Raw genomic sequence first — 23300 nt, 5'->3', positions numbered from 1 at the left:
AAATACTATAATTTGTAGATTTTTCTTCTTTTGCTTTATATAAATACAAAAGCCCACTCTATTTTTAGATAAAGTGGGCAAAAAAGACCTTAAAAATGTTATAAAAACTTAAAATTATCCAGTGAGCATTTCAAAATCATGAATGTATGCCTTTGGAGATTTGCCTACAATAGATTTGAAAACTCTATTGAAGTTTGGTATGCTGCTAAAACCTACCTTATATGCTATGCTGGATATATGATCTAGTTTTCCATCAAGAATTAAGCTTTTGCGGGCATAATTAATTCTAACTTCATTTAAATAAGAGACAAATGTGTGCCCGGTGTGTTTTTTAAAGTATCTGCAAAATGCTTGTGGAGTCATAAAAGCAATGTCTGAAACATCTTCGAGTGTAATGGCTTTATGGTAATTATCGGATATGTAATTAACAATCCGAACCAGTCTGTCGCCATCACTGTCAATTTTACCCAATTTAAACATATCAGAACATATTGGCGTAAATTGTTCTTCTATTGTTTGTAAGGCAAGCATTAAATCAACAAAGTTAGAAAGCAATTTAACGCCGATTGATTTGTCAATAGCTTTCATCAATGAATAAATCATCTCTGCATGCTTTTCAGATATTTTAAAACCATTTTTATTCCTCGCTAAAAACTTTTTAACTGTTTTCATCTCGGGTAATGAAAATAGCGGACCTAGTTTCGCATCAACATCAAAATAGATAGAATGTGAGGAAACTAAGTTTACTTGATTTTGAGCTTCATCTATAGCGTTTTTAAAAAGATGGGGTAGCCCTGACCCGATTACAAATAAATCGCCGCTTTTAAAGTGTTGCATATCATTGCCTGCAATAAGCGTACCAGTGCCGTGCTCAATATAAGTGATTTGCCACTCCTCATGCCTATGCAGATACGGATAAAAATTGGGCGATTCAAATCGCTCAGACACTACGCTCTTGTCTTCAGAGACGAGAAAGGTGAATGGGAATACTTTCATTATTTAGAGATAATTATAGGAAGGGAGCGCAAGTGTTAAATTAGTTATTTTAGCACATTAAATGCAAAAAAATATAATGATATGTTAAAATCCAATTACATAATGTTAAAATAGTAACGAATTAGATACTTAACTATCGTTTGGCTTATTAATTGTTGCTATAGTATCCTCCATTTTTAAAATTATTTAATTATTGTTTAGCATTAAATCATTTATCATCAGGTACAGATGCTCAGTTTTTTTATATTATTCTGTGTAAATAAATACGGATAATTAGGTTTCTCAGATTTCGCTATAAATTAATTAGTTTGTATTTAAAGATTCTATTAATCAATAGTTTATAAAGCTGTCAGATTAGAATATCGTGCACCAACATTTCAATGGCATAGAAAAGAGAGCTGTAATTGGTTTGAAGACTGTTATTACGCTATTTTTAATTTATCGATTAGAATTATCGCGATACAAAAATTCTGAAATATTAGAAATTAATTGGTAAAAAAAGGAAATTTTTACCACGATAAATTTTCGCAAAGAAGGGGCTTCACAAAGCATTTTTTTTGGATGTTATTTTTGCAAAATCTATTTTAGATATTCTGAAGCGCGTGTTCAACAACTTCACTTTCAAGCGGCTTAACAAAAAATGCTTTAACCATTGAGTATGTTTTCGCTTTTGCTTTGTCTAAATCATCTACAGAAGATGTTAGAATAAATACGCGAACAGCATTTTTTAATACCATTTGTTCTAAGTTTTCTAAAACGGCCCAGCCATTCATAACGGGCATATTTAAATCCAGAAACATAAAAACCTGCTTATCCTGGGCGATACGCTTCAAATAATTCAAGCCAAGTTCGCCGCTATTAAAAGCATGTATGGGTAATTCTGTATGTGCACTAATTATTTCCTTATTGATGAATAAACTATACTCGTCATCATCAATAAGCAGGATTTCATTTTCTATCATAGGGTGTATCAATAGAAATAGATTGTAGTATTAATTCGATTTTTAAATTCAAAAAACCGGTTAATAGTTCTAAAACTAATAATATCAGCAAACTAAGTAAAAACTTTACCATTCCACGTTATCCAGATAAATTAAGTATAAATAACCGGCATACGTATTATTTACAGAAAATCGTATTTATGAGCATTTTAACCATTGGAACAAACAATTTGGCACTTAAAACCTGAGTAGTCGCTCAACTTCGCTTTGTAATTAAACAATTACAAAATACTAAAATTTAAGTTATTGAATTGTTGTTTATTTAATAACTTAGAGGCTCTGAATTAATCGTCTTGAAATTTTTTTGGTCTGCTCTGACTATTTAAAATCGGCGTGTTATTTACGATAAATGCAACCCTATGATAAATTTTGACCAAACATGTAATTTACTAAAAGAATCTAGTTTCTACTACATTATTATTGTAAACATGGAAGGCAAATACACTTTTACAAATGATAATTATTCGCAAAGATTTTCTCATGTATCAAGTGGTTTAATAGGTCAGCCGTTTCACATTACCATGCATCCGGATGATGTTGCTACCTGCGAAATGGTTTCTCAGGAATGTTTCAAGCAGCCAGATAAGTTATTTCCTCCAACCATCCGTAAACATGATGGTCAAGGCGGCTATATATTTACCCAATGGGAATTTCGGGCTATGTTTGATGAAAATAACCAGCCATCGGGTATGTTTTGCCTGGGTTATGATATTTCTGAACTGATGTTGGAAAGGCAACAATCTAAAAAGGTATCAGAAGAAATTAACGCACAATCAAGCTTGCTCGAAGAAATTGTATTTACGCAAAGTCACACAGTTCGAGCGCCTCTGGCAAACCTTTTAGCATTAACTCGGATTATGAAGAAAAATCTACACAATGAAAAATACATAGGACAGGTTTGCGATATGGTTCTCGATTCGGCTAAAAAATTAGATGAAATTATTACTGATATAGTTTTTAGCGTTAGGAAACATACCGACTCCCGCTAGTCATTCAAATGAGCATACAACCACTCGCAAGTTATCTTTGGTGCATTTGGTTTCATACAATAAAGCATCTTAAAAAAATATATCCTGTTGATATAATCTCGAAACTTTTTCCGATTCCTTAGGTTTCATTTTTATATGGAAACACATTTGGATACCCTGGTAGAAAAAAATTCTGCAGCAAATAAACAACTTTACGATTACCAGCATCACGATCTAAATTTATTGTTCGAAAAGCTTTCTGCTCATGCCAATCATAAGGCGAAACTGCTATATCAATTACCAACCGGTGGAGGTAAAACAATTATTTTTTCAGAGATAGCAAAGCGATTCATTCTTAATTACGGTAAAAAGGTAATTGTTTTGAGCCACCGTATTGAACTTTGCCAACAAACTACCAAAGCACTTAAAGATATGGGAGTGGTGAACCGGGTAATAGATAGCAAGGTAAAAAAGATATCCATTAAAGACCATTTTGAATGTTATGTTGCGATGGTTGAAACGCTAAAGCGCCGCATTGATGAAGGACTGATAAATACATCTTCTGTTGGATTGGTTATCGTTGATGAAGCACATCACAATTCTTTCCATAAATTACTTTCTAAGTTTCCAAATGCTGCTGTAATTGGGGTAACGGCAACACCTTTCTCATCTGATGTTAATTTGCCTATGAAAGGCTTTTATGATGAATTGTTGGTTGGCGAATCTATTTCAAACTTAATTAAGCAAGGCTTTTTAGCCAAACCAAAAGTGCACAGCTATGATGTTGAGCTCAATACGCTTAAAACCGGTTTAACCGGCGATTTTACCGTGAGTACATCCGATGCCTTATATGGCTCGGAAGTTATGCTGGATTTGCTTTTGCATGCTTATGAATCTCATTCCATGAGAAAGAAGACCTTGATATTCAATAACGGGATATTCACTTCAAAACGTGTTGAGGAGGTTTTTAGAAAGGCAGGGTATGCTATTCGCCATTTAGATAATAAAACATCATCCGCAGAGCGGAAAGAAATACTAAAATGGTTTAAAAGAACAAAAGGTGCAATTCTTAGTTCTGTTTCTATTTTAACAACAGGTTTTGATGAGCCAAGCATTCAATCGGTTATACTTTACTGGGCCACCACATCATTAACTTTATACCATCAAATGATAGGGCGGGGTGCCCGTTGTTGTTCGGGTAAAAAGAAATTTTCGATTATAGATCTCGGTAATAATTGCGAAAGGTTTGGCGAATGGAATAGCGAAATTGATTGGAACCATGTATTTAATCATCCAGAAATTTACCATGAAAACCTTAGCCGTAGTACACAACAAACTCATGTTATTCCTATTGAGATGAGAAACGCCTTCCCCAATAGTTTAGAGGTGTCTTTTGATGTTGTAGCAGCCTATCATAAAGCTTTGGAAGATGGTCAGAAAGCAAAAATTGTAATAAGGGATTCTATTCGTCAACATGCTTTAATGTGTTTAGATAATGCTGAAGGCGATTTAGCGAAAGCATTAGAGCTTTGCCATGTTTTGGATAAGGAAATTGATTACCGCATTAAACTTTATGGAAAATGCCTGTCAAAAGTAACCAGAGATTACATCGCTTGGCTCGGCGATGATTATCGTTTGAGATTAAAAAAAATGATTCAAAAACTTATGGCGAAAAGCATGGCCTTGCCTGTAGCGAGTTAATATATGCATCGTTAGAATTACTAAAAATTTGCGATTAGATAAATACTTAAAAATAATTTAAATAACATACAATGGATAACTTTAAAATTAGTGTAGAAGAAGGTGATTATACAGTTGAGCCGCAAGAAAATGGAACATATCGAATTATGCAGGACGATCATAAACTTGGCGTAATCTATGCAGAAGCTGTTGATGAGCACATGCAATGGCGCACAATGGATGAATTTGATGATGCTTTGGTTTTACATCTTGGTGAGGCCATAACAAAACACAATGATAATCAAGAAGTTTAGGTTTAATAAATGCTAAAGCTGTTTATTTGTAATTTAAGGATGGCTTTAGCTTTATTATCATATCGAGGGTTTTTCATCTAGTTATAATTTTTTAAAAATTAGTGTATCATCGTAAAACAAAAAAGGCTCTTTTTTTATTTTAGTGACATCACGATAAAACTATGGCTCATCCTTCCCAAACGCACAACAAAAATTACGATATTCCACATTCTACCGTTTCTTTACGTACATTTTTGATTACGGTTTTTACAGGAATTATCCTGGTATTTTTTATTCTTGCTTATAAATCTTTGGAAACCAGAAGTATTATCAGGGAGCAGAAAGTTGAAAACGAACATTTTAGAAACCGCATAACAGGTCAGTTAGATTCTACGCTGAAGAAACAACTGGTGCTTTTTAGTAAACCAATGGTTTGGGCCATTCGCCAGAAAATGCTGGAAGGCGATATGCAGGCGGTAAACCAATACATTCATCAACTGGTAACTGAAGAAAATTTTAAGGAAGTTTCCATCGTAAATCCAAAAGGGTTAATTATTGCTTCAAGCGATAAATCCGAACTTGGACTTCCTTACTCAACATTTTACAATAAGTATTTTTTAGATGTAGATACGGCAAGCCTAAATGCACAGAGAGGGCAAAATGTAATTATTACAAGTCCAATTTACGGATTAACCAGCCGCATAGGCACTTTGTCTATCAATTATATCATGCCAAAAAAAGATTGATTATAGTATTCTTCCCAGATTAAATTTTCTCCAATTTTCAAACAAATTTGTTAAGCTATCTGTTAAAACAGGTATGACATTTAAAGCATTAATCTTCGTAGGCGTAACCATTGGGTTTGTATCATTTTTTGGTATTCGTAAATTAATCAGCGATAATCAAGTTGATAGGGCACAATAATCAAGTCCATCTTTTATACTAAAATATTCAGGCTCCTATTAGTTGTTCCGGTTTTTAGTTTTAGGTCGATTTTTATTAGTAGTTTGAATTCTTATCCATTCAATGGCTTTGTTCATTGGTTCTGCTGAACTTGAGGTATTATGACCTAATTCGGGAAATTCGATGTATTCAAATAGCCTGCCCTCAGCTTTCAGCTCATTAATTTTAGCTTTTGAAAGTTCTACTGGGATTTGTATGTCTTTGGCTCCAAAAATCCATAATCCATTAATTTTAAGCGTTGATAATGCGTTTCGGGGTTCAGTCGGAGTAAAATTATATCTATCAATATCGTTTTTAATATGATGCAAAGCATCTGTTTGGCTATGCGAGTCCCAAAATTTGTTGTTGCCATTGGTATAAAACTGGAAACGTAACTGCTCGAGGGTATTGACCACCGGGCCACTAAAAATTATCATAAACTTTATCGCATTTAATTTTTGTGCGGCAATCGGAATAATCCATCCCGCCTGACTAAAACCCATCAAGCCGAGCGGTATTTGTTTAGGTAATAAATGTTTGATCATAAAACTGCCTGCTGCAGCTGCATCCAGGGCTAATTGTTGCAGGTTTGCAGAATCAATATTGTTGGTGCCAACTTCAGGCCCTTGATATTGACCGCCAGATTCGCCGACACCACGTTTATCATAGGTTAAAATAGCAATGCCTTGTTTCGCTAAATCCGTCGCCAGATTTAACATTCGTTTTTCCTGGCCAGATCCATGTATCAACACCAAAGCTGCATGCGCATTTTTAGGCAAAAAAATGGAACCAGCTAATGTGGTTTCAGCACTTTTAAATTTTACATTCTGAATGGTGTAGGGTTTCCCAGTTTTATTTTTAACAGTTTGTGCCCAGAGAGCATTACCTAAAAATAGGAGTGCAAGCATATAAATCAGTTTCATGGTGCATTATTTTTATGCAAGATATGGTTGCCCTTATATTACTGAATATAAATGTGATGGATAGACGTGAAAATGTGATGAATTATTAATTTAGTTGTTATAATGATGTAGAGTTAGGCATTCCTGTTGTTATACGAGTTTTTTAAGTTGCTATAAAGTATAAGTAATCAATTATTTATACTTCAATTCTCATTAATAAAACCACCTTATTATGGCGCATCTGTTGATTTAGCATCTATTATATGATCGAAAGCTAATTTACTATTTCCTTCGCCACGTCCGGTTTGTCTGTATCTGCCTACCCAGTTATACGTTTTACCATTGTACCAGCGGCTTCTTTGCCATGCTCTGCTAATCAATGTGCCGGCATACGGAATTTCTTCCTCATTAATAAAATATGGAGCTTCCTGTTCATTTAAAAGTCTGCCTTTTGCTTTAACAGTATCTACAGGTGGATTTCCGAGTTTTGGCATTGAAGCTCTCTGGAAATGAATATCCTGATAATTATTGGGTAGCTGCATCGGTAAAAACGGAATCCAGTTTTGAGGTACTGTATTGCCAAGCATGTAACGTATTAATGCTTTAGCATCTGGTATTGGTTCGGGTAGAATACCTTCTTTATCAGCAGCTTCATTACCATCAATACCAATTCCTGTTCCATCCGGAATAATTTCTTCAATCGCCCAAACCATATTTGCCATTTCATCACGCATAAAATTAACCTGCTCAATTGGTGCGCTTTGTAAAGTGCTTGCTAAAGTAGATGTTAAGAAAAATTGTCTGTTATAGGCTCCGATATGGTCTTTATTGCTTAAGTTGAACATGCTCCATTTTTGCCATTGATTATCCAAACCTGCGTCAGCAGCTTGAATTAAAGTACGGTCGCCAAATACATCCTTAACCACAAAACCATCAATTTCGCAAAGCGTATTGGTTTTCATCCTATAAGGAATTACAAACCAATCATTTCCATAAACTAAACCAAATTCGGCAAATAAAAGTAGCAGTTGGTCGTTTGTTTTTGCATTCAACGTTCCGAAGTTTATAGAAGCATCTTCCATTTCCCAAAAGCGCTGATTTGGCATGCCTTTAAAAGCTGTAGCTGTTGGAATAAAAGATATGGCTTTATCTTTTGTTAATTCAGGTTGATAATCTGACTGTTCTAAATCAAGCGACCTTTTATTTAGGTCGACATCGAAATTGTACCAATCCAAGTTGCCGCTATGGTAATTTGAGCTTTCCATAACCAATTGTGTACCATCGGGTTTTGGTGCGGCGCTAGAAAATCCATAACTCAGATTTTGGCCGCTCCAGGCATTTTCATTGTCGCTGGTTGGTTGTGTGTAAATTCTCTTGTACCAATTAATTAAGTTGTTGGTGATGACTTTCATTTCTGCTAAATCTTCAGGTGCTATATTCACCCCTGTACTGAAGCTATCGTTTGCAACATCAGCAAGTAAAAGTTCACCATCAATTGAGCGTTTTACCGTACTGTTTAATAATTGTAAGCTATTTTCCTGATTCTCAAAATCAGGATTAGACGCTACGGTTATCGGGTAAATATTTAAATACTTTGAGAAGTAAGTAGATTTTAACGTGGCGGTGTGTAAGCTTAAAAAATATTGAGATATCTGTATTTTCAGTGCTAAACTAAAAGGAATTACCTCTCTTTCAATTTGGGCTTCCATGGGCATTTCACCATTATATAACAATGCCGGGTTTTGCTGAACCGCCATTCTATCAATATGGATTTGTTTAGTGATTAACCTGGCATCAATTGCAGAGCCGGCATCTTCACTTTCTAATTCGCCCATTTGCCATTGGCGGGTTAAAAACCATAATCCATCATGTACGCAAGCTTTTAAACTCTGGTCGAAGTTTTCAGTACGTGCCCGCGGTTCTAGTCTGTTGTATGCTGTTATAGATGCTATGCGATAGTCTTTCAACAAAACATCCGGAGAAAACTGTTTGATTTTATCGGTAAGTTGAATCATGATTGTTTAATTAAATTTTGAATGACTTTGGCAGCAGTGTATTTTACTGAAATGTTTAAGGAGTAGTCTAAGGAAATATTTGTAGAACGATTTGCGCTAAATTCAGCCATTGTTGCAGGTAGGAGTGTGGTTAAATTTGGCATCGTATCTACATCATCCGGTTCTATAGCACGTTCTTTTGCTCTTTGGAAAGTATTTAAAACTGTGTTTGTTAAATCGTTCCAAGACCAGTTGCCGGTTTCATTGGGGCTTACGGCTAAAAGAATTGCCTGCGGCGGGCTACTATTTGGTTGATTGTAGTTAAAGGTTATGCCGGTAACTTCTTCCTGATTTGGTATGGTTTCCGTCCATTCATCTATTAATAAACCAATTTGCGTTGCATTAGGATTGAAGCCTTGCGGCGCATAATAAACAAAAGATGTAGTATCATTAAGTAATTCAGTTTTTTTTGGAAATTCTACTGCTAACCAGCTATCATTGTTTTTGTGAGGTAGTTGCAAAGGCATTGCATCTAAAACTTCCTGATTAAAGTTTTCGTTTAACAATCGCACCATTTCCAGTGTGTGCATTTTTTCTCTTACTAATGATGCGCTATGCAAAAATTCGCTAACCGGTTTGGCTATTCCAGGTCCGGCATTATCTCCTAAAGCAGGGTTTGAAGGTTTTTTTGCATAAATTAATAAATCATCTGATGAAGAAAACGCGGCATCCATTTCAGCTTTATCTACAAAATTATATTTAGGAAGTACCATAAAATTATCTCCAAGAATGGTTTGAATCATTTTTATCAGCTTGATGCTTTCCTGTTCAATTTCACCTGTTGGATTTAGTTTGGCATTTTGTGCCTGATAAGCATTTTGCACTTCAAATAATCTTAAAAGCACAGCTTTTCCCTGCTTAATTAATGAATCTGCCGCTTCCTGGCCTTTATCAAAAGCATAATTAGGTTGCGCATAATTGAAATGAATATCTGCAATTCCTTTCAGCGTGGCTCGCAAATTTTCTATGGTTGTATCTGTTAAGTTTATCTGAATTGCATTCAGCGCATTTTGAAGTACCGAGATTGGCGATTCAAGAAAGTTTTGGTAAAGATTTATTGTTCGGTTCTTCAGCTCTGCTAAATCAATTTCTGCAGGATTATTATTTGCCGGTGATGTAGGTTTAGAAGGAAAATCTTTTGCATTAAGTGGCCTACTATTTCCTATAAGCTGGCGGATGTAGTTTGCAAAAGGTAATATTTCTGCAAAAGATTTTTTTGATAAATCAGCAGGGCTATCTGTTTCAGCAAACTGTATATTTATTATCGTTTTATCTGATAGTAGTTGGTCTCTTAGAAAATAATACCGAATACGGCTTTCCAATTCTGAAGCGCCGGAGGTTTCCAGTTTATTGCGAATAAGCAATACAAAATCCAATGCTTGTATTTTTAGGTTTTCTAAACTTACCGGAAGCCTGATTTCGTTTCCTACGGCATCTTGCGCTGTAACTACACACAAGATATCTGCTGGGTTTCCTAAGCGATTAGCTACCCAATTATTTAAAGCAGGTTCAGTTATAGATTTTGCACTTTGGTTAACATTTGGCCACGGATTAGAATTTAATGAACTATCAAAGGTTAAGGCAATTCTGTTGGTGAAAGTCATTTGCGAACTTCTTGCTGTATTGATAACTTCCACTTCTGGCGGAATGGTTCCGTTGGCAATGGCCTGCATTACCGCAGTGGCACGTTCAAAATTACCTGTAGCCATCTGGTAAGCGCTTTCGGCGGTTAGTAAATCTTTTACAGCATCTAAAGTGTTTTTTAGATTGTTTCTTTCTTGTTCCAGGGCAGTAATTTGGGCAGCATTTAGCGTTGCTAGATTTGTTATCCCGAATGGAAAAGGCAACACTACTTCTGCTAAAGCTAAACCATTAACCACTTCGTAACTTTCCGTAACTTCTTCAGGGCCGGTAACATTTCCTTCTTGCGGAACTTTAGTTTTTTTGATGGGAAAAGCTTTTCTGAAATCTGGCTTAAGCTGATTTAAAATAACCGGATTGGATGATCTGGTGCTCCAATCATGCAATCCTCTTTCAAATTGGTAACCTAAAAGCGCATCGAGGGTTTGGCCATTTCTTATTCCTTCTAAAATTGCTTTGGCTCTTCTAACGCGTTCAGATGAAAGATTGACCGCTAATGCATCTGCATTTTGCTGATTCGCATGGGTTAAATAACCGTTGCGTAATATAGCTGCGGCAGTTGCATGATTTAGGCTTGGCGCATGTACATAACCGCCATTTTCATTCTCAATATATAAATTGTCTTCGTTTTCAATAAGTCCATCCGGGAGCATAGACTCTGCAACCTTTTTCCTCGTATTGCGCATCTTAACATTTTCAAGGTAACCATAACTACCAAGATAAATACCTGTTTTGCGTTGCTTAATTCCGCCTTGTAAATTTCGTTGACTCACTATACGTTGGTCAAAAAGAGAGGTTTGCCAACTATCCAAACGGTAGCTTAAACTATCTATATGCTCTACAAAGGTTCTTTGTAGCCGTGCTGTTGGTAAATCTTTTAAAATATTTAAAGCCCATTTATTTTGTTGAAGATTATTGGTGATGGTAATATCGATAACTGATTTATGAACATGATTAAATATTGATGCGGTAGATTGTTCTGTATCTACAATTCGATTTACAGGCGCTTTGTAAATCTCCCACGGGCTAACAGAGGCTGAGGTGCTCATGTTCATAAATTTTCTGCTTTGCATTAATTCTGATGCATGGATATCCTTTGTAGCTAAAAATTTAAATATGCTGTGATTGGTTTCCAGCAGTAAACCATTCTTCAACATCATGTAAAGCAATGGTTTTGGCTTTTCTTTATCGCCAAAATTGTCTTTCTCTAAACTTTTTTCGTTATCGATGTTGGCAAGCAACCAATCAATATAATTTAAATCATCGTCCTCATTAAAGGCTATTATTTTATTTTCTTCTGATAGAGGCTGAGCATCAATTAGATTTTCTTTATCTAACCTTGTATTATAATGCTGAAATATAATTTCTAATAATAAAGGAGGTGTTTTTTTTGTACCATTTTCCTTTTGCGTTTTATAACCCCAGGATTTTAGCAGATTCGTCATTTGAGAAGAATTTATTGCCATTAACATCGTATCTGCAAAATACTTTCCTTTGTACTCAAATTTTTCAAGGTCTTTCAAGTAATCGTAACTATAGCCTTTCCGCTGGAAAAAATCTACTGACAAAGGATGTAAGCCCAATACTTTTAATAATGTTGCACCTGCATCTCCACTTTTTGTTATTTGCGGTAAATTTTTGGTTTTGTCTTTCCAAAAAGCCGCCATATAGATAAGAATGTTATACATTTTCTGATAAAATGCAGACATCTTATAGGGAAGGTTAATGCTAAAATCTTCAAATCTGGATTGTTTATACACCCAATTATCAAAGTCGCTGGTTACAACAATTCCATAAGGCTGGTTTCCAACCCTTATTGCAGCTAAAGGACCTCGGCCGCTAACAAAATTCAAGTAATGATTTCTTAATGCATCCGTATCTGCATCACCTAAAACACCGTTTAACATGGTGTTGGTGAAATAACCTAATGTACCCGGATACATTGCTGTATTCATGGCAATAGCTTCCTTGTGGTCGGTTATGCCACTATTTTTTACAGATTGAAAAATAGCGTAGTCTAAGCCAAAATATTCAGCAAGTCTTTGTCCATCGGTAGCTTCATGCGCATCATCGGTAGGGGTAAAGAGGATTTGATCTTGTTCTACCTCCAAAGCCAAATCATCTATCGTTTCATGGTTTTTAAAGCCAGAATCTTCCCCTTCGGTATTATTTGTTGGTGTACCTTGCTTAATCAAGGCTAAACCTTCCTCATTGTATTTATGGTTTTCTATAAGTGCTTCAAACATCTCTTTGCTTTCATTTTCATCAGCAGAAATTTTTAAGCCTAAAACCAGCAACTGTTCGTAACCTAGTTTTAAATCTTCATCGCTTTGCGAGATAATAAATCCCAAACCTTGGGCAACAGCTAAATCGAAGTCTGCCATCCAGGCATAATCCGCTCCATTTTGAATCCGATTTTCCTGTTCATCTCTGGTAAATGCAGGGTCGTTCTCATCAATTATTGGAGCCGGACCAACGGTTACTATATCTTTAATTTGTTGGCCAACCATTTGTAAAACTTCTTTACCATTTCTGTAGGCCATTAAAACAAAACGATCAGGCAAAACATTTGTATGTGCTGCAGCTGTCCAGCTATCAGGTTTTGTTTCTAAATCTTCAAAAATTAAATCTGCCACAGTATTTAAATCAGTACGTTGTTGCCAATTGGTTGGTTTAGTGTTTTTAGCTACCCAAACTGCTCTGTTTGTTCCAAATTTATCATAAAGCAATTGCCATGCTTCTTTTTTTACGCTTAGGTTTGCGGAGTTTTTAAATAAAATCTCCCAATGCTTTCTTCCATAGTCGCTTTCATCTTTAGTTAGCAGCTTTTCATGGGTTACTATCGAAATATCGTCCGGATATACCCTCACCATTAATTGCGTACCCCGAATGCCTTTTCGGTATTTAGTTTCTAAACGAACCGGAAATAGGGTAATGGGTATATTATCCTGCCATTCTTCTATGAGTTGTTGAGGCTTGAGCTTAAGGTATAAATTGTCAATAACCCTGTGGGTCATATCTGTCAGGTCCTTCTTCTCCGTGTTCCGCTTTTGAATTTGGTCTTTTAAATTTTTAAGCTGCGCTTGATATTTCTCATTAGGCGAAGCATTATTTTTGCGATCAAGATTTATAAATTGCAGTTGAAGTTTATACAATTCATCTGCAGTTTTATCTCTTTGGGCTTTTGCCTGCTTAATTTCTTTTAAAGATTCAAGATATCCCATGGTTACGATAAATTAACGGGTTATATACTTTTTAACATTTCCTTTGCGTGTACAGCTATCATCACCGGCTTTTGATATAAGATGTGTCCCATTCTGGCAGAATTTTGACCCCAGTCATCTACATTTTCAGGTGCTGCAGGTTTAAAATCACCGTTCGGTTTAACATCAGTATTGATAAAACCATTAGTTGGCGTATATTTATCCCAGCTTAGGTCATCCCAGGTTACTTGTGTTCCACTTTTTTCAAAGTTTACATCCATTCCAAAGCGTGGTTCTCCCGGTATTTGCTGAATGATGAAATACCATCCCCAGTCATCTGTCTCAAGTTTAGGTTCATCTTTTCCCATTGCCTTTGGTACGGTTAAATCGAAGCCAAAGAATTTTATATCCGGATTAATTTCTGCTTTAAACATTGGAAATTTAATTTCTGCAGCCATTTCTGCCTGCGTTTCTACTGCTTTTATTACAGGCTGTTTGTTTGCATTTATTACACCGTTTTCATCTTTAAATATGTGTGCTTTCTGAGCGTAGATAATGGTGTTTGGATATTTTTTAAGCAGTTCGCCTCTCACCACTAATACAACTTGTTCTCCATCTGGAGCTTTTCTTTTAGGATGTGTGCCTAACGCACTGTTGCTGTACCATTTATCTAAGGGTTGTATATCTTTATATTCTTCTTTAAGCTGATTAGGATCCAGATTATTGTTATTGCTGATGATGCCTTTTACATCCCAGAATTGCCTGAAATAACTTCCTCTTTTATCTGTTGGATATTCTCTCCAAAGTAATTCTTTGCCAAATTCATGGTTTAATCCAACCATATAAGATTCTATAAACTCCGGGTTGGTTACCAATAAAGAAATTGTATTTTGTGGAATCAGTTTTAAATTAGGTATTAGCAGCTCTGAGGATATATCGCGGAGTTTTTCATACATCGGTTCAGGCATGTCTGGGTAAGCCATAGCGGGTACCAGATTTTCGAAATTAAACAACCAGTTTTTATTAAAGGTGTAAATAACAAATGAGGCCAGCATTTTAGGAAAAACTTTTCTCGGATCTGTTGCTTCCTGCAATTTTAAATGAGCATTACCAATGTCAAAGCGGCTAAATTTTCTTTCAGGCGTTTTAATAGATTCAAGCTGATTTAAATGAATTGCCGCAGCCCTGAAGTTTGCCGCTTCTACACTATCTTTTCCATTAGCGCCGGGCGTAAATGTATTTGTAAAAGTATAAGCTAATCCATCTTCACCGCTAACTGTTTCTTTGGTTTCGCTGCTTACCTTAGTATTTCCACTATTTGTTTCAATAATAAGTGGATTGGTTTCCTGGAATACAAAATCCGGTTGCGGTGGCGATTGCTCAAGATTTTTTACTATTTCTTCAGGGTTATTTAAATCCTTAGGGTTAATATTAGTTGCCTTACTATTTTTTGCCTTAAAGTAATATGCAATTGCGATTATTGCAGCAACTAAACAGAAATACCATGCACCCGTTATTAAACCAAAAATCAAAATCGCCACTAATATGAGTATTAAAAAAAGCAATAGATTTTGAAGAATCCAGCTTAATAACGGATGCTGGGTTTTGCCTGGCATATTATTAAGTTTTTCATCTATCGTAGGTAAACCTACAGGTATAATTTTTGGCGGAGCTGCCGTTATTTTGCCATCATTTATATCGTTTACAAGTGTGCTATGATTAAAATTTGGATTTACAATTGCGATTTTTTTAAAGAATGGTCCTCTTGGCCTAAGTATTTTACGCAAAGCTGTACTTACTGCCGCGGTTGGTACAAAGCTTTCTTCCAGTTGATATTGCAAGGTTGTTGGTGAGCCTTTAACTTTTTTAAGTAATGGCGATAAAAAAATAATCGACTGTGCCGGTTGAAGTTTGCTTGTAAAATTGGTTTTTAATGTTTGGCTTACCTGCATAGCAAAGGCAACAAACTTAATCCTGATGTTTGCCTTTTTTACATTTTCAACTTGTTTCCATGCCTCTGCAACATATTTTTCCTGGTCTTTCTGCACAACGTTGGTTCCAAATCCAGCCGGCACTCTGTTTCTTGGATCTTTATTTAACTCATGTAACCAACCCGCTTTTTGTGTGTCGATTTCATTAGTAAGGGCATGGTTTTGGCCATAAATTGGCGGACTAACAACTGGATCGGTTTCCGTATTAGAAGCTTTTTTAATTTTTTCAGGAAAATTTAATACATCTTCCAGTTGATTGAAGAAAGGCTTAGTGGTATCTAAAACTTTAGGCTCCGAAACTGTAGTTGGCGCTTTTAAGGCGCCCTCCAAACCAACAACATTTAATGTTTCTGTAATGCCAATGTCTGTGCCTTCTGTTAAGCCAAAGCCCGGTTTCGAACCATCCATATCTCTGATACCGAGTTTTGAGTCCATTATTCGAGGCTCCAAAATCTTTACCAGTGATTCAAAATCCTGATTATCTCCGGTTTTAAAAAACCAATGATAGTACACCGGAAATTCAATGTTGTTCGAGCTTGCGTTCCATGATGGTTTTTGCGCATCAACTGTTTCATTTTCTAAACCCAAGCCTGAAAGTCGCCCGGTTTCAAAAGCAGGGATTAAAAAAGCACGATAGGCTGTATTACTATCAAGTTTACGTGGACAAAGCAGTCTGCCAATAATTTTGTCGCTGTTTTCGTTGTCTAAATCATTTAAGGTTTTCAGAAAAGCTTCAAACTCAGTTGTCGAATCGTGACCTTCGTTTATATGAACATGGCTCCATGCCCAAATTTGATTTGAAGGAGGCAGATTGTTTCCATGCTTTACAATTACCGAAGGTAAAGGCAGTTTTTTTTCATTGAAAGTGAATTCTTCGTTTCCCGCTGGTTGCTCATCTTTTAAAACAATAAGTGCAAGCCATGGCCTCAGTTTATCACCGTTGGCCTGAGCCGGAGTATATCGCCATAAAAAATCCTCATCATAAAATTCAATAAATGGTAAATAGTTTGGCTCAAAATTCGTTATCCAATTTAGCGGCTCGGTACGCACTATCAAGGCTGGATTTACACCAATAATATCTCCGGGACTAAGCAATTCAAAATTTTTGCTTTCCAGGTGGTCGTTTACTTTTACTTCAATATTAACAGTAGAGCGAAGGGTGTTTGATGTTGCCCCACTGCCCAAATTATCGGTAGTGGTAATACGACCGCCAATGCCTTTACGCATCCAAGAGCCAAAGGTATATTTTGCTACTTTTATACTCATCTTTAGTTTAGTTCAAATTGTGCAACTACTTGTAATTGATTCTTTAATGCAGGATTTTTCCTTAGTAAATCATCTTGCAAAGCATAAGCCTCCGCTTCTGAGTTAAAGCTTATTGTATTGCCATAAGTGCTTAAATCTTTTGTATTTACGATACTGTACAAACCTGTATTAATTTTTATTGTGGCAGGGCTTATGGTTGCCAATTTATTACTTACAGAATATGTATTCTTGCTTATCGCGTTTCCTTTAGAAAATATATTAAACACTTTATCTAATAATTTAAAGCCAGTAACTTTAATAATAAAGGCTATTCCTTTTTTGCGATGAACATAGCTCAATTCATAATCTACTTCTTTTTGTAGTTCGGTACCATGTAAAATTTCGTTAGAAGTTTGAAATTTAATGCCGCTTCTCATCCGTTCAAATGATTTACGGGAGAGTTTTTCGCTATCTTTTAGCCTGATGAAATTTCCAATTGCAAATTCTTCATCCATTGGCTGCGTTGCAGAATTATCAGTTACCGAAAGTGAAAACTTAGTCTCATTAGCTGGCTTATCATTTCCAAATTTGTTGATTTCCATATCCAAAGGCGTAACCTTTTGGCTTAAGGAGAGTATGGTAAATGGATGGACGACTATCTTACCAGCAGGAAGTTCAATTTTACGCAGGGTAACATTAGTATTTGTGTTTGCTGGTAAATCTGCCTTCCAGTTGCGATCATCCCTTATCGCATCAATAATCAGTTGTTTTACGTCTATTGGTTTTTCCAACTGAGGTGGCGCCTGGTCGCCCCAAGTAACATCGAACTTAACACTAATTTTGACGAATAATATTTTTAAACTTGCTTTACCAAGTGCTCTCCACGGGGTTGGTCCGCTTAACTGGCCAACAAGGTGGATGCCAGCAATTTCGCTGCTGCCTCTACGCAAGGCAATACCAGCTTCAATTTGTGCAATAAAATAGAAGGGATTAAACTGTACCAGTAAATCATATCCTAAGTAACCAAATGCGTTAAAGCCGCAAGCTTCTGCATAGAGCTCTACTCTGGCACCAGATTGTACCGTATTTGAAGTTACGGCAAAGTAAGTTGCAACACTAATCCTAGGGTTTTTACCAGAAAGTAATGAAATGGTTATCCGTTTCATGTTTCTTAAATCCGTTGGAATTTCGTTAAATGATGGGTGAAATCCACCTACAGATAATATAAACATTGGCTGGTTGCCCCATCCAATTCTTAATGCCATTTCTCCTGTTAAAGTAAAGGCCAGTAAGCGTGAATCGAATAAAACAGCATTGAAGGATATGCCCTGGTTAAAATCTATAACACCTAAAAAGTTAACCTGTAATTTTAGCAGCGGTGCTTCTTCGGTTGGCAAAATGCAGCGTAGTACACCTAAAATAATAATTTTTGTTGCTGGTATATCTATAATGATACCCATCTCGAGTGAGATTAAGGTAGGCGTTCCCCAACCAATCTTTGCCATTAGGGCAATTATAAATGTGCCTTTCGATATTGGGAAGACCTGCTGTAAATCACTTATAATTCTGGTAATATTGTTAACGATATCCTGAGGGAATAAAATGCTATTGATAGCGCCAGTGCGTAAACCCTCTTTTAAGGCATCTACTTCTGTTCGTCGGTTTACGGCTAACAAACCGCCAACACCAACAAGTGTAAAGCCAAAGCCGAGCTGGATAGGGGCAAACTCAGCCGTAATCAGGATAAGTAAAGCAAAGCCTTCGCTTCCATCAGGCATTTTTGTAGATATAATTCCAATTGCCTTTAAATCGATAAACCCTTGAAACGACAATTCCAGGGCACCAATATATTCTCCTTTTTCAATATCAACACCTAAAAATCCACCGCCTTTTATTACGCCTGTATCAATAGATAAGCCCACCCGTGTGGGCGGAACAAATTCAATTCCTAAATTGGCAAATGCCATGTTTCCATCTAAATTATTAGGAAAACTAATTGGGAAGTGTGTCCCTATACCATCAATAACGGCAACCAAAGGGCCTAAATTAGTTTTTATGATGACCGTTAAACCAACTTTTAAAGTTGCTGAGTCTGATATTGCGGCCTTAAAATGAAAGCCTTCGATAATTATTGCAACTAAATCTATATGTAGCGGAATTAAAATATCAAGCCCGGCACTTCCGGCTATGCGAAGGCCATTTGTAGGATCCCAATTTGCTTTTAAATCAAATGCAGCTTCTGCCTTAATATTAGATAGTAGCGTTGTTATAAATCCGTCGCCGCCGCTAAAGTCAATAATCAATTTTCCGCCTTCCAAACTGATTTGTACAGAAGGGCTGATTTGGGTTTGCGAATTTACTGCCGCAGTATTTAGACCTAAACTCGCCTGAATTTTTTGAGCTTCTAACCTCGTTCCACCTGATGCGCCAATAAGCATAAAGGCGTCGTTATTACTTTTGCTACCGGTAAGAGATAATGTGGTGTCCATTAATGCATTACCACTAACAGGTTGTAAAGTTAATTTAAGTGGAAATGCTAATTTACCGGTTAATCCTGCTCCAAAAGAACGTGTATTTTGAACTCTAGCTTTCCAAATACTAGAGATGTTGTAGCTTTTATCAAAAGTATTATTTCCGCTAACTTTAATTTCAAATTTTATTCCCGGTGGATTTAATGTTGAATCGTATTCTGCTTTAAAATAATCTGATTCCAATACAATCGACCCGGTTCCTATTTGAGTTATTTCAGCAGGAATACCAAGCTCAATGAGTAAAGCACGGGTTTTCTCGAGTATTTCTTTTCCGGTAAAAGTTGGCAAACCTAGCTTATAAGTATCTTGTAGGTAAGCTTGTGGATTAGACAGCATTTTGAAAAGCCTGTCGAAATATATTCTGCGTGGTGTAATTGCAGGAAGTGGTGTAGTTAATACCATTCCTGGAGGTAGAATGATTTCTTTATCAATTGTGCCAAGTAAATTAATGGCTCGTGTTAATAATGGAAAGTACTCGTTCAGATAACCGATTAAGCAATACTCAATTATCCTGATTGGAAGATTATCTGCAAGCGCTTTTAAGTCTGCCTGTACATTAGCTGGCAAACCTAATATTGCAGTATTTAAGGCAATTCCTAATTCCTTTATTTTCTTGAGGATATCGATAATTAATTTGGTGAGTTTTATGCCTTCTGCTATAATTTGCGTTACATCTTTAGCGCTTATTGCGGCTTCTAAAATCGAAATTGATGAGGGTAAGCCCGTAACGAGCGTTTTAGTTTCTGCCAGTTTACTTAATATACCCGCATTGTTTTCTATGCTTTGTGGTAGAGGCACACCGAGTTTTGCAAAAATATCGGGTGTTAACAGAGTAGAAAGCGGTTTTAAAGCTTTTCCCAATGCTAATGTTATGGATTCAATTGTGCCAGCCGCTGCCATATACCAAAATTTTAGGTTATAACTATGCAAAGCCAAAAGCGGCCTTGATAGAGTTTGGAAATTTGTTCTAACCTTTAAAAAGAATTCACACTGTGTGCTGGTATACGGAGTATCAGATGAGTAAATGAAACAGATTCATTAAAAAAAAGGAGTGCCTTTTAAAATATACACCAATGTAAGTGATTGAATTTGAATTTCCAAATCATTTTAGATATTTATTTGCTATTAAGTGCTTGATGCTCTTTGTGTTCGGCTGAACATGCACAGTTATTTAATATCTCAATGACAAAGGTAAATGGTTTTGAAATTATGATAAGATAAACACAATAAACTAAATTGAATTGTATCTCCTTGATAGAAATTGTAGCATAGCCAATATTTAGCCGATAAATTATGAATGTTTCATATTTTGCTGGTTGAGAATGGTGTTTGTAAATCCATCATTAAATTATTCTTATTCCATTTATTGTTTCTAGATGCAAGAGGTGTTGTGCGATTATCTACCGAAAAAAAAATCTGTACGTTTTTAGGGGATATTTTATTCGCATTAGCTTGTCATCATCCAAACATTTATTTTTACGTAGCCTGGGTAGGTTATAAAAAAGGGATAGTTATAATTAAAAGCATGGCCACGTGCTTTATCAATATTAACAGCATCAAATGTTTTGGCTTAAATTGGCATAAAATATTATGATGAGCCGCTGCGTAAAGGGCTTACGCAGAAATTTCGTTAAAATTACGATGCCTGATTAAGGGAGCGTTTAGTGAAATCATACTTAATAAGTTCGTACTCGGTAGCCGCCATTGATAAAGTTTTTATTTCAGGGATTTCTTCTGCAGTAACAATAGGGTTTGTATTGTGCAGTAAGTTTTTAATTTCAGCAATTACGAATTTATAATCTTGCTCCGTTTGTATCTTAACCATGGTTTATATTTGAATTATCTAAAAATAATATATACTCAAAATCAATATAAATGGTTTTTTTTAACAGATGTTAATAACTGAAAATATGTGTTTTTATTAAATTCCTTTGATGAAAATCTTTCATCGGGATTTCTTTTACCTAATTACTGTTAACATTTTCTTGGTCGAAGCAAGGTGGGATGTAATCTGTTTTTACTAAAATTAGTAAAACAATGAATGTAAACATTTCAATGCCTTTAATGTTGTAGCCTTATGGCTAAACTTCAACAAAGCGTTTATATTTTATTCTTTATTACCTTAGTTTTTGCTGGATTATATTTCGCAGCTCCATTTCTGATCCCTATAACCCTGGCGGGTATATTTTCGATGGTTTTTATTAGGCTGTGTAACTGGTTAGAAAATAATGGAATTAAAAGAGGGTGGGCAAGTTTGCTTTGCGTTCTGTTATTTATTTTAGCAGTTGCGCTGATTGTGTCATTATTATACTGGCAATTAGGAAGTTTAACCGAAAACTTAGATCAAATGAAATCCAGGCTGAGCACTATGGTGGTCGATTTGAGAAACTGGATTAATCAAAAATTAGATATAAATGGTAGGCAACAGAAAGAAATAATTAAAGCTGGCAGCGGTAGCACCGGAAATTTACTTGCCAGTTTTGCAAGTGGCGTTATGGGCGTAGCCGTAAATACCATTCTTGTTTTAGTTTATATGTATTTATCGCTTTATTATCGTTCGCATATTAAAAAGTTTATATTACAGCTCGTTCCAGATACCGAAGAACATAAAGCTTCGGTAATTGTACATGAATCGGGAAAGGTGGCGCAGCATTATCTAAGCGGGCTTGCGGCAATGATTGGTGTGTTATGGGTGCTTTATGGCATCGGTTTTAGCCTAGTGGGTGTGCAGAGTGCCATATTTTTTGCCGTACTGTGCGGTCTTTTAGAAATTATTCCTTTTGTGGGCAACCTTACCGGCACCTGTTTAACCTTGCTTGCTGTAATAGGGCAGGGCGGCGATTCAAAAATGCTGATTGGCGTATTAGTGGTTTATGGTTTGGTGCAATTTCTTCAAACTTATATATTGGAGCCACTTATTGTTGGCGAACAGGTTAACATTAATCCGTTATTTACAATCTTATCTATTGTATTAGCGGAATTTATTTGGGGCGTTGCAGGTATGATTTTGGCCATCCCGATTTTCGGAATAATTAAAATTATATGCGATAGAATACCTGAATTAAAGCCTTATGGATTTTTATTGGGACCAGAAAATCCAAAGGTAAAATCCGAAAACTGGTTTTCGAAATTGATAAAAAGTAAAAAATCATAATATAGATTTTAAAATTTAGCTAATTTCAAAGTCTTAACAGAGGGATGTTTTTTTAACCATGGATATAGTATCATCATTTAAAGAAAGTTTAAACGCCGCTGAACATCCAGCTGGTTTGTCAATTCAGCTTAATGCTTTGTGGTATGATGAAAAAGGAGATTGGCATAAAGCACATGCATTAGTAGATCAACTTAACGACCAATCCTCGGCGCTGGTGCATGCATATTTACATAGAAAAGAAGGCGATATCTGGAACGCTGATTATTGGTATAGAAAAGCAAAATCCTCCAGGCCAGCCACATCTTTAGCATTAGAATGGGAGCATCTGGTTAAGCATTTTATTAAATTAAACAGAAATCAATAGATAATTTTAAACATCAGTAAAAATTCCACTTGTAGTATTGATGGTAACCCTAACACTTGACCCTAATAATATCCGATAATCCTTTTAACATGATAAAAGATTATCGGATTTAATTAAAAAAAATTAAGTTATCAAAGACAAATTAGTGGTTAACGTCTGCAGGTGCGTTTGTGGTAGAATCTGCTGTGCTGTCTGTAGCAAGAGAATCTACTACCTTAGTGGTATCAGTGTATTTATACATACTGTCTGCATTTTCCTTATCTGCTTTATTTCCGTTACAGGCTAAAGCCATTGTTGCAAATGCGCATAATATTAAAAGTTGCTTTTTCATAGTT

At 35.9% G+C, this 23300-nt stretch carries 15 protein-coding genes; 6 read left to right on the top strand and 9 right to left on the bottom strand.

Annotated features, from left to right (window positions below; translation table 11 throughout):
* Positions 1–114: 114 nt before the first annotated feature.
* Positions 115–996, bottom strand: coding sequence for a helix-turn-helix domain-containing protein (locus tag LUA86_RS06510; protein ID WP_231459805.1), 882 nt, complete (start codon positions 994–996; stop codon positions 115–117).
* Between the two features lie 584 nt (positions 997–1580).
* Positions 1581–1958 (bottom strand): two-component system response regulator, encoded by a 378-nt coding sequence (locus LUA86_RS06505; protein WP_231459804.1) that lies wholly within the window; start codon positions 1956–1958, stop codon positions 1581–1583.
* 398 nt (positions 1959–2356) lie between these two features.
* Here LUA86_RS06505 and LUA86_RS06500 point away from each other — a divergent pair, with 398 nt between their 5' ends.
* From LUA86_RS06500 to LUA86_RS06485, 4 genes are all read left to right on the top strand, one after another.
* Entirely contained in the window at positions 2357–2986 is a 630-nt protein-coding gene (locus LUA86_RS06500) for a PAS domain-containing protein (protein ID WP_231459803.1), read from the top strand.
* A 135-nt stretch (positions 2987–3121) separates the two neighbouring features.
* Entirely contained in the window at positions 3122–4666 is a 1545-nt protein-coding gene (locus LUA86_RS06495) for a DEAD/DEAH box helicase (protein WP_231459802.1), read from the top strand.
* A gap of 71 nt (positions 4667–4737) precedes the next feature.
* Positions 4738–4959, top strand: coding sequence for a hypothetical protein (locus LUA86_RS06490; protein WP_231459801.1), 222 nt, complete (start codon positions 4738–4740; stop codon positions 4957–4959).
* Positions 4960–5120: 161 nt separating this feature from the next.
* On the top strand, positions 5121–5684 hold the full coding sequence (locus LUA86_RS06485; protein ID WP_231459800.1) for a hypothetical protein: 564 nt from the start codon (positions 5121–5123) through the stop codon (positions 5682–5684).
* Between the two features lie 216 nt (positions 5685–5900).
* Here the strand turns inward: LUA86_RS06485 and LUA86_RS06480 are convergent, their stop codons facing one another.
* From LUA86_RS06480 to LUA86_RS06455, 6 genes are all read right to left on the bottom strand, one after another.
* On the bottom strand, positions 5901–6803 hold the full coding sequence (locus LUA86_RS06480; RefSeq protein ID WP_231459799.1) for a S9 family peptidase: 903 nt from the start codon (positions 6801–6803) through the stop codon (positions 5901–5903).
* Between the two features lie 209 nt (positions 6804–7012).
* Positions 7013–8797, bottom strand: coding sequence for a hypothetical protein (locus LUA86_RS06475; protein WP_231459798.1), 1785 nt, complete (start codon positions 8795–8797; stop codon positions 7013–7015).
* Positions 8794–13701, bottom strand: a complete 4908-nt coding sequence (locus LUA86_RS06470) for a hypothetical protein (protein WP_231459797.1) — start codon at positions 13699–13701, stop codon at positions 8794–8796. The genes LUA86_RS06475 and LUA86_RS06470 overlap by 4 nt, the downstream gene beginning before the upstream one ends.
* A 20-nt stretch (positions 13702–13721) precedes the next feature.
* Entirely contained in the window at positions 13722–16937 is a 3216-nt protein-coding gene (locus LUA86_RS06465) for a hypothetical protein (RefSeq protein ID WP_231459796.1), read from the bottom strand.
* A 2-nt stretch (positions 16938–16939) separates the two neighbouring features.
* Positions 16940–20347: a DUF6603 domain-containing protein gene (locus LUA86_RS06460; RefSeq protein WP_231459795.1), complete on the bottom strand. Its 3408-nt coding sequence runs from the start codon at positions 20345–20347 to the stop codon at positions 16940–16942.
* Positions 20348–21083: 736 nt separating this feature from the next.
* Complete coding sequence (locus LUA86_RS06455) at positions 21084–21272, bottom strand: hypothetical protein (protein ID WP_231459794.1); 189 nt, start codon at positions 21270–21272, stop codon at positions 21084–21086.
* Positions 21273–21524: 252 nt separating this feature from the next.
* Between LUA86_RS06455 and LUA86_RS06450 the strand changes: the two genes are divergently transcribed.
* Together LUA86_RS06450 and LUA86_RS06445 are read left to right on the top strand one after the other, a co-directional pair.
* Positions 21525–22601 carry an AI-2E family transporter gene (locus LUA86_RS06450; RefSeq protein ID WP_231459793.1) on the top strand — a complete coding sequence of 359 codons (1077 nt, stop codon included), beginning with the start codon at positions 21525–21527 and terminating at the stop codon, positions 22599–22601.
* 58 nt (positions 22602–22659) lie between these two features.
* Positions 22660–22965, top strand: coding sequence for a hypothetical protein (locus tag LUA86_RS06445; protein ID WP_231459792.1), 306 nt, complete (start codon positions 22660–22662; stop codon positions 22963–22965).
* A gap of 142 nt (positions 22966–23107) precedes the next feature.
* On the opposite strand, the gene LUA86_RS06440 is transcribed toward LUA86_RS06445, so the two are convergent.
* The gene (locus LUA86_RS06440) at positions 23108–23296 is read right to left on the bottom strand and encodes a hypothetical protein (protein WP_231459791.1); all 189 of its coding nucleotides are present in this window, start codon (positions 23294–23296) and stop codon (positions 23108–23110) included.
* Between the last annotated feature and the right edge of the window lie 4 nt (positions 23297–23300).

The sequence above is a fragment of the Pedobacter sp. Leaf132 genome, assembly GCF_920984695.1.
Lineage (GTDB): Bacteria > Bacteroidota > Bacteroidia > Sphingobacteriales > Sphingobacteriaceae > Pedobacter.
Note: the sequence above shows the minus strand (reverse complement) of the source record. Positions and strands in the feature narration are given on the sequence as shown.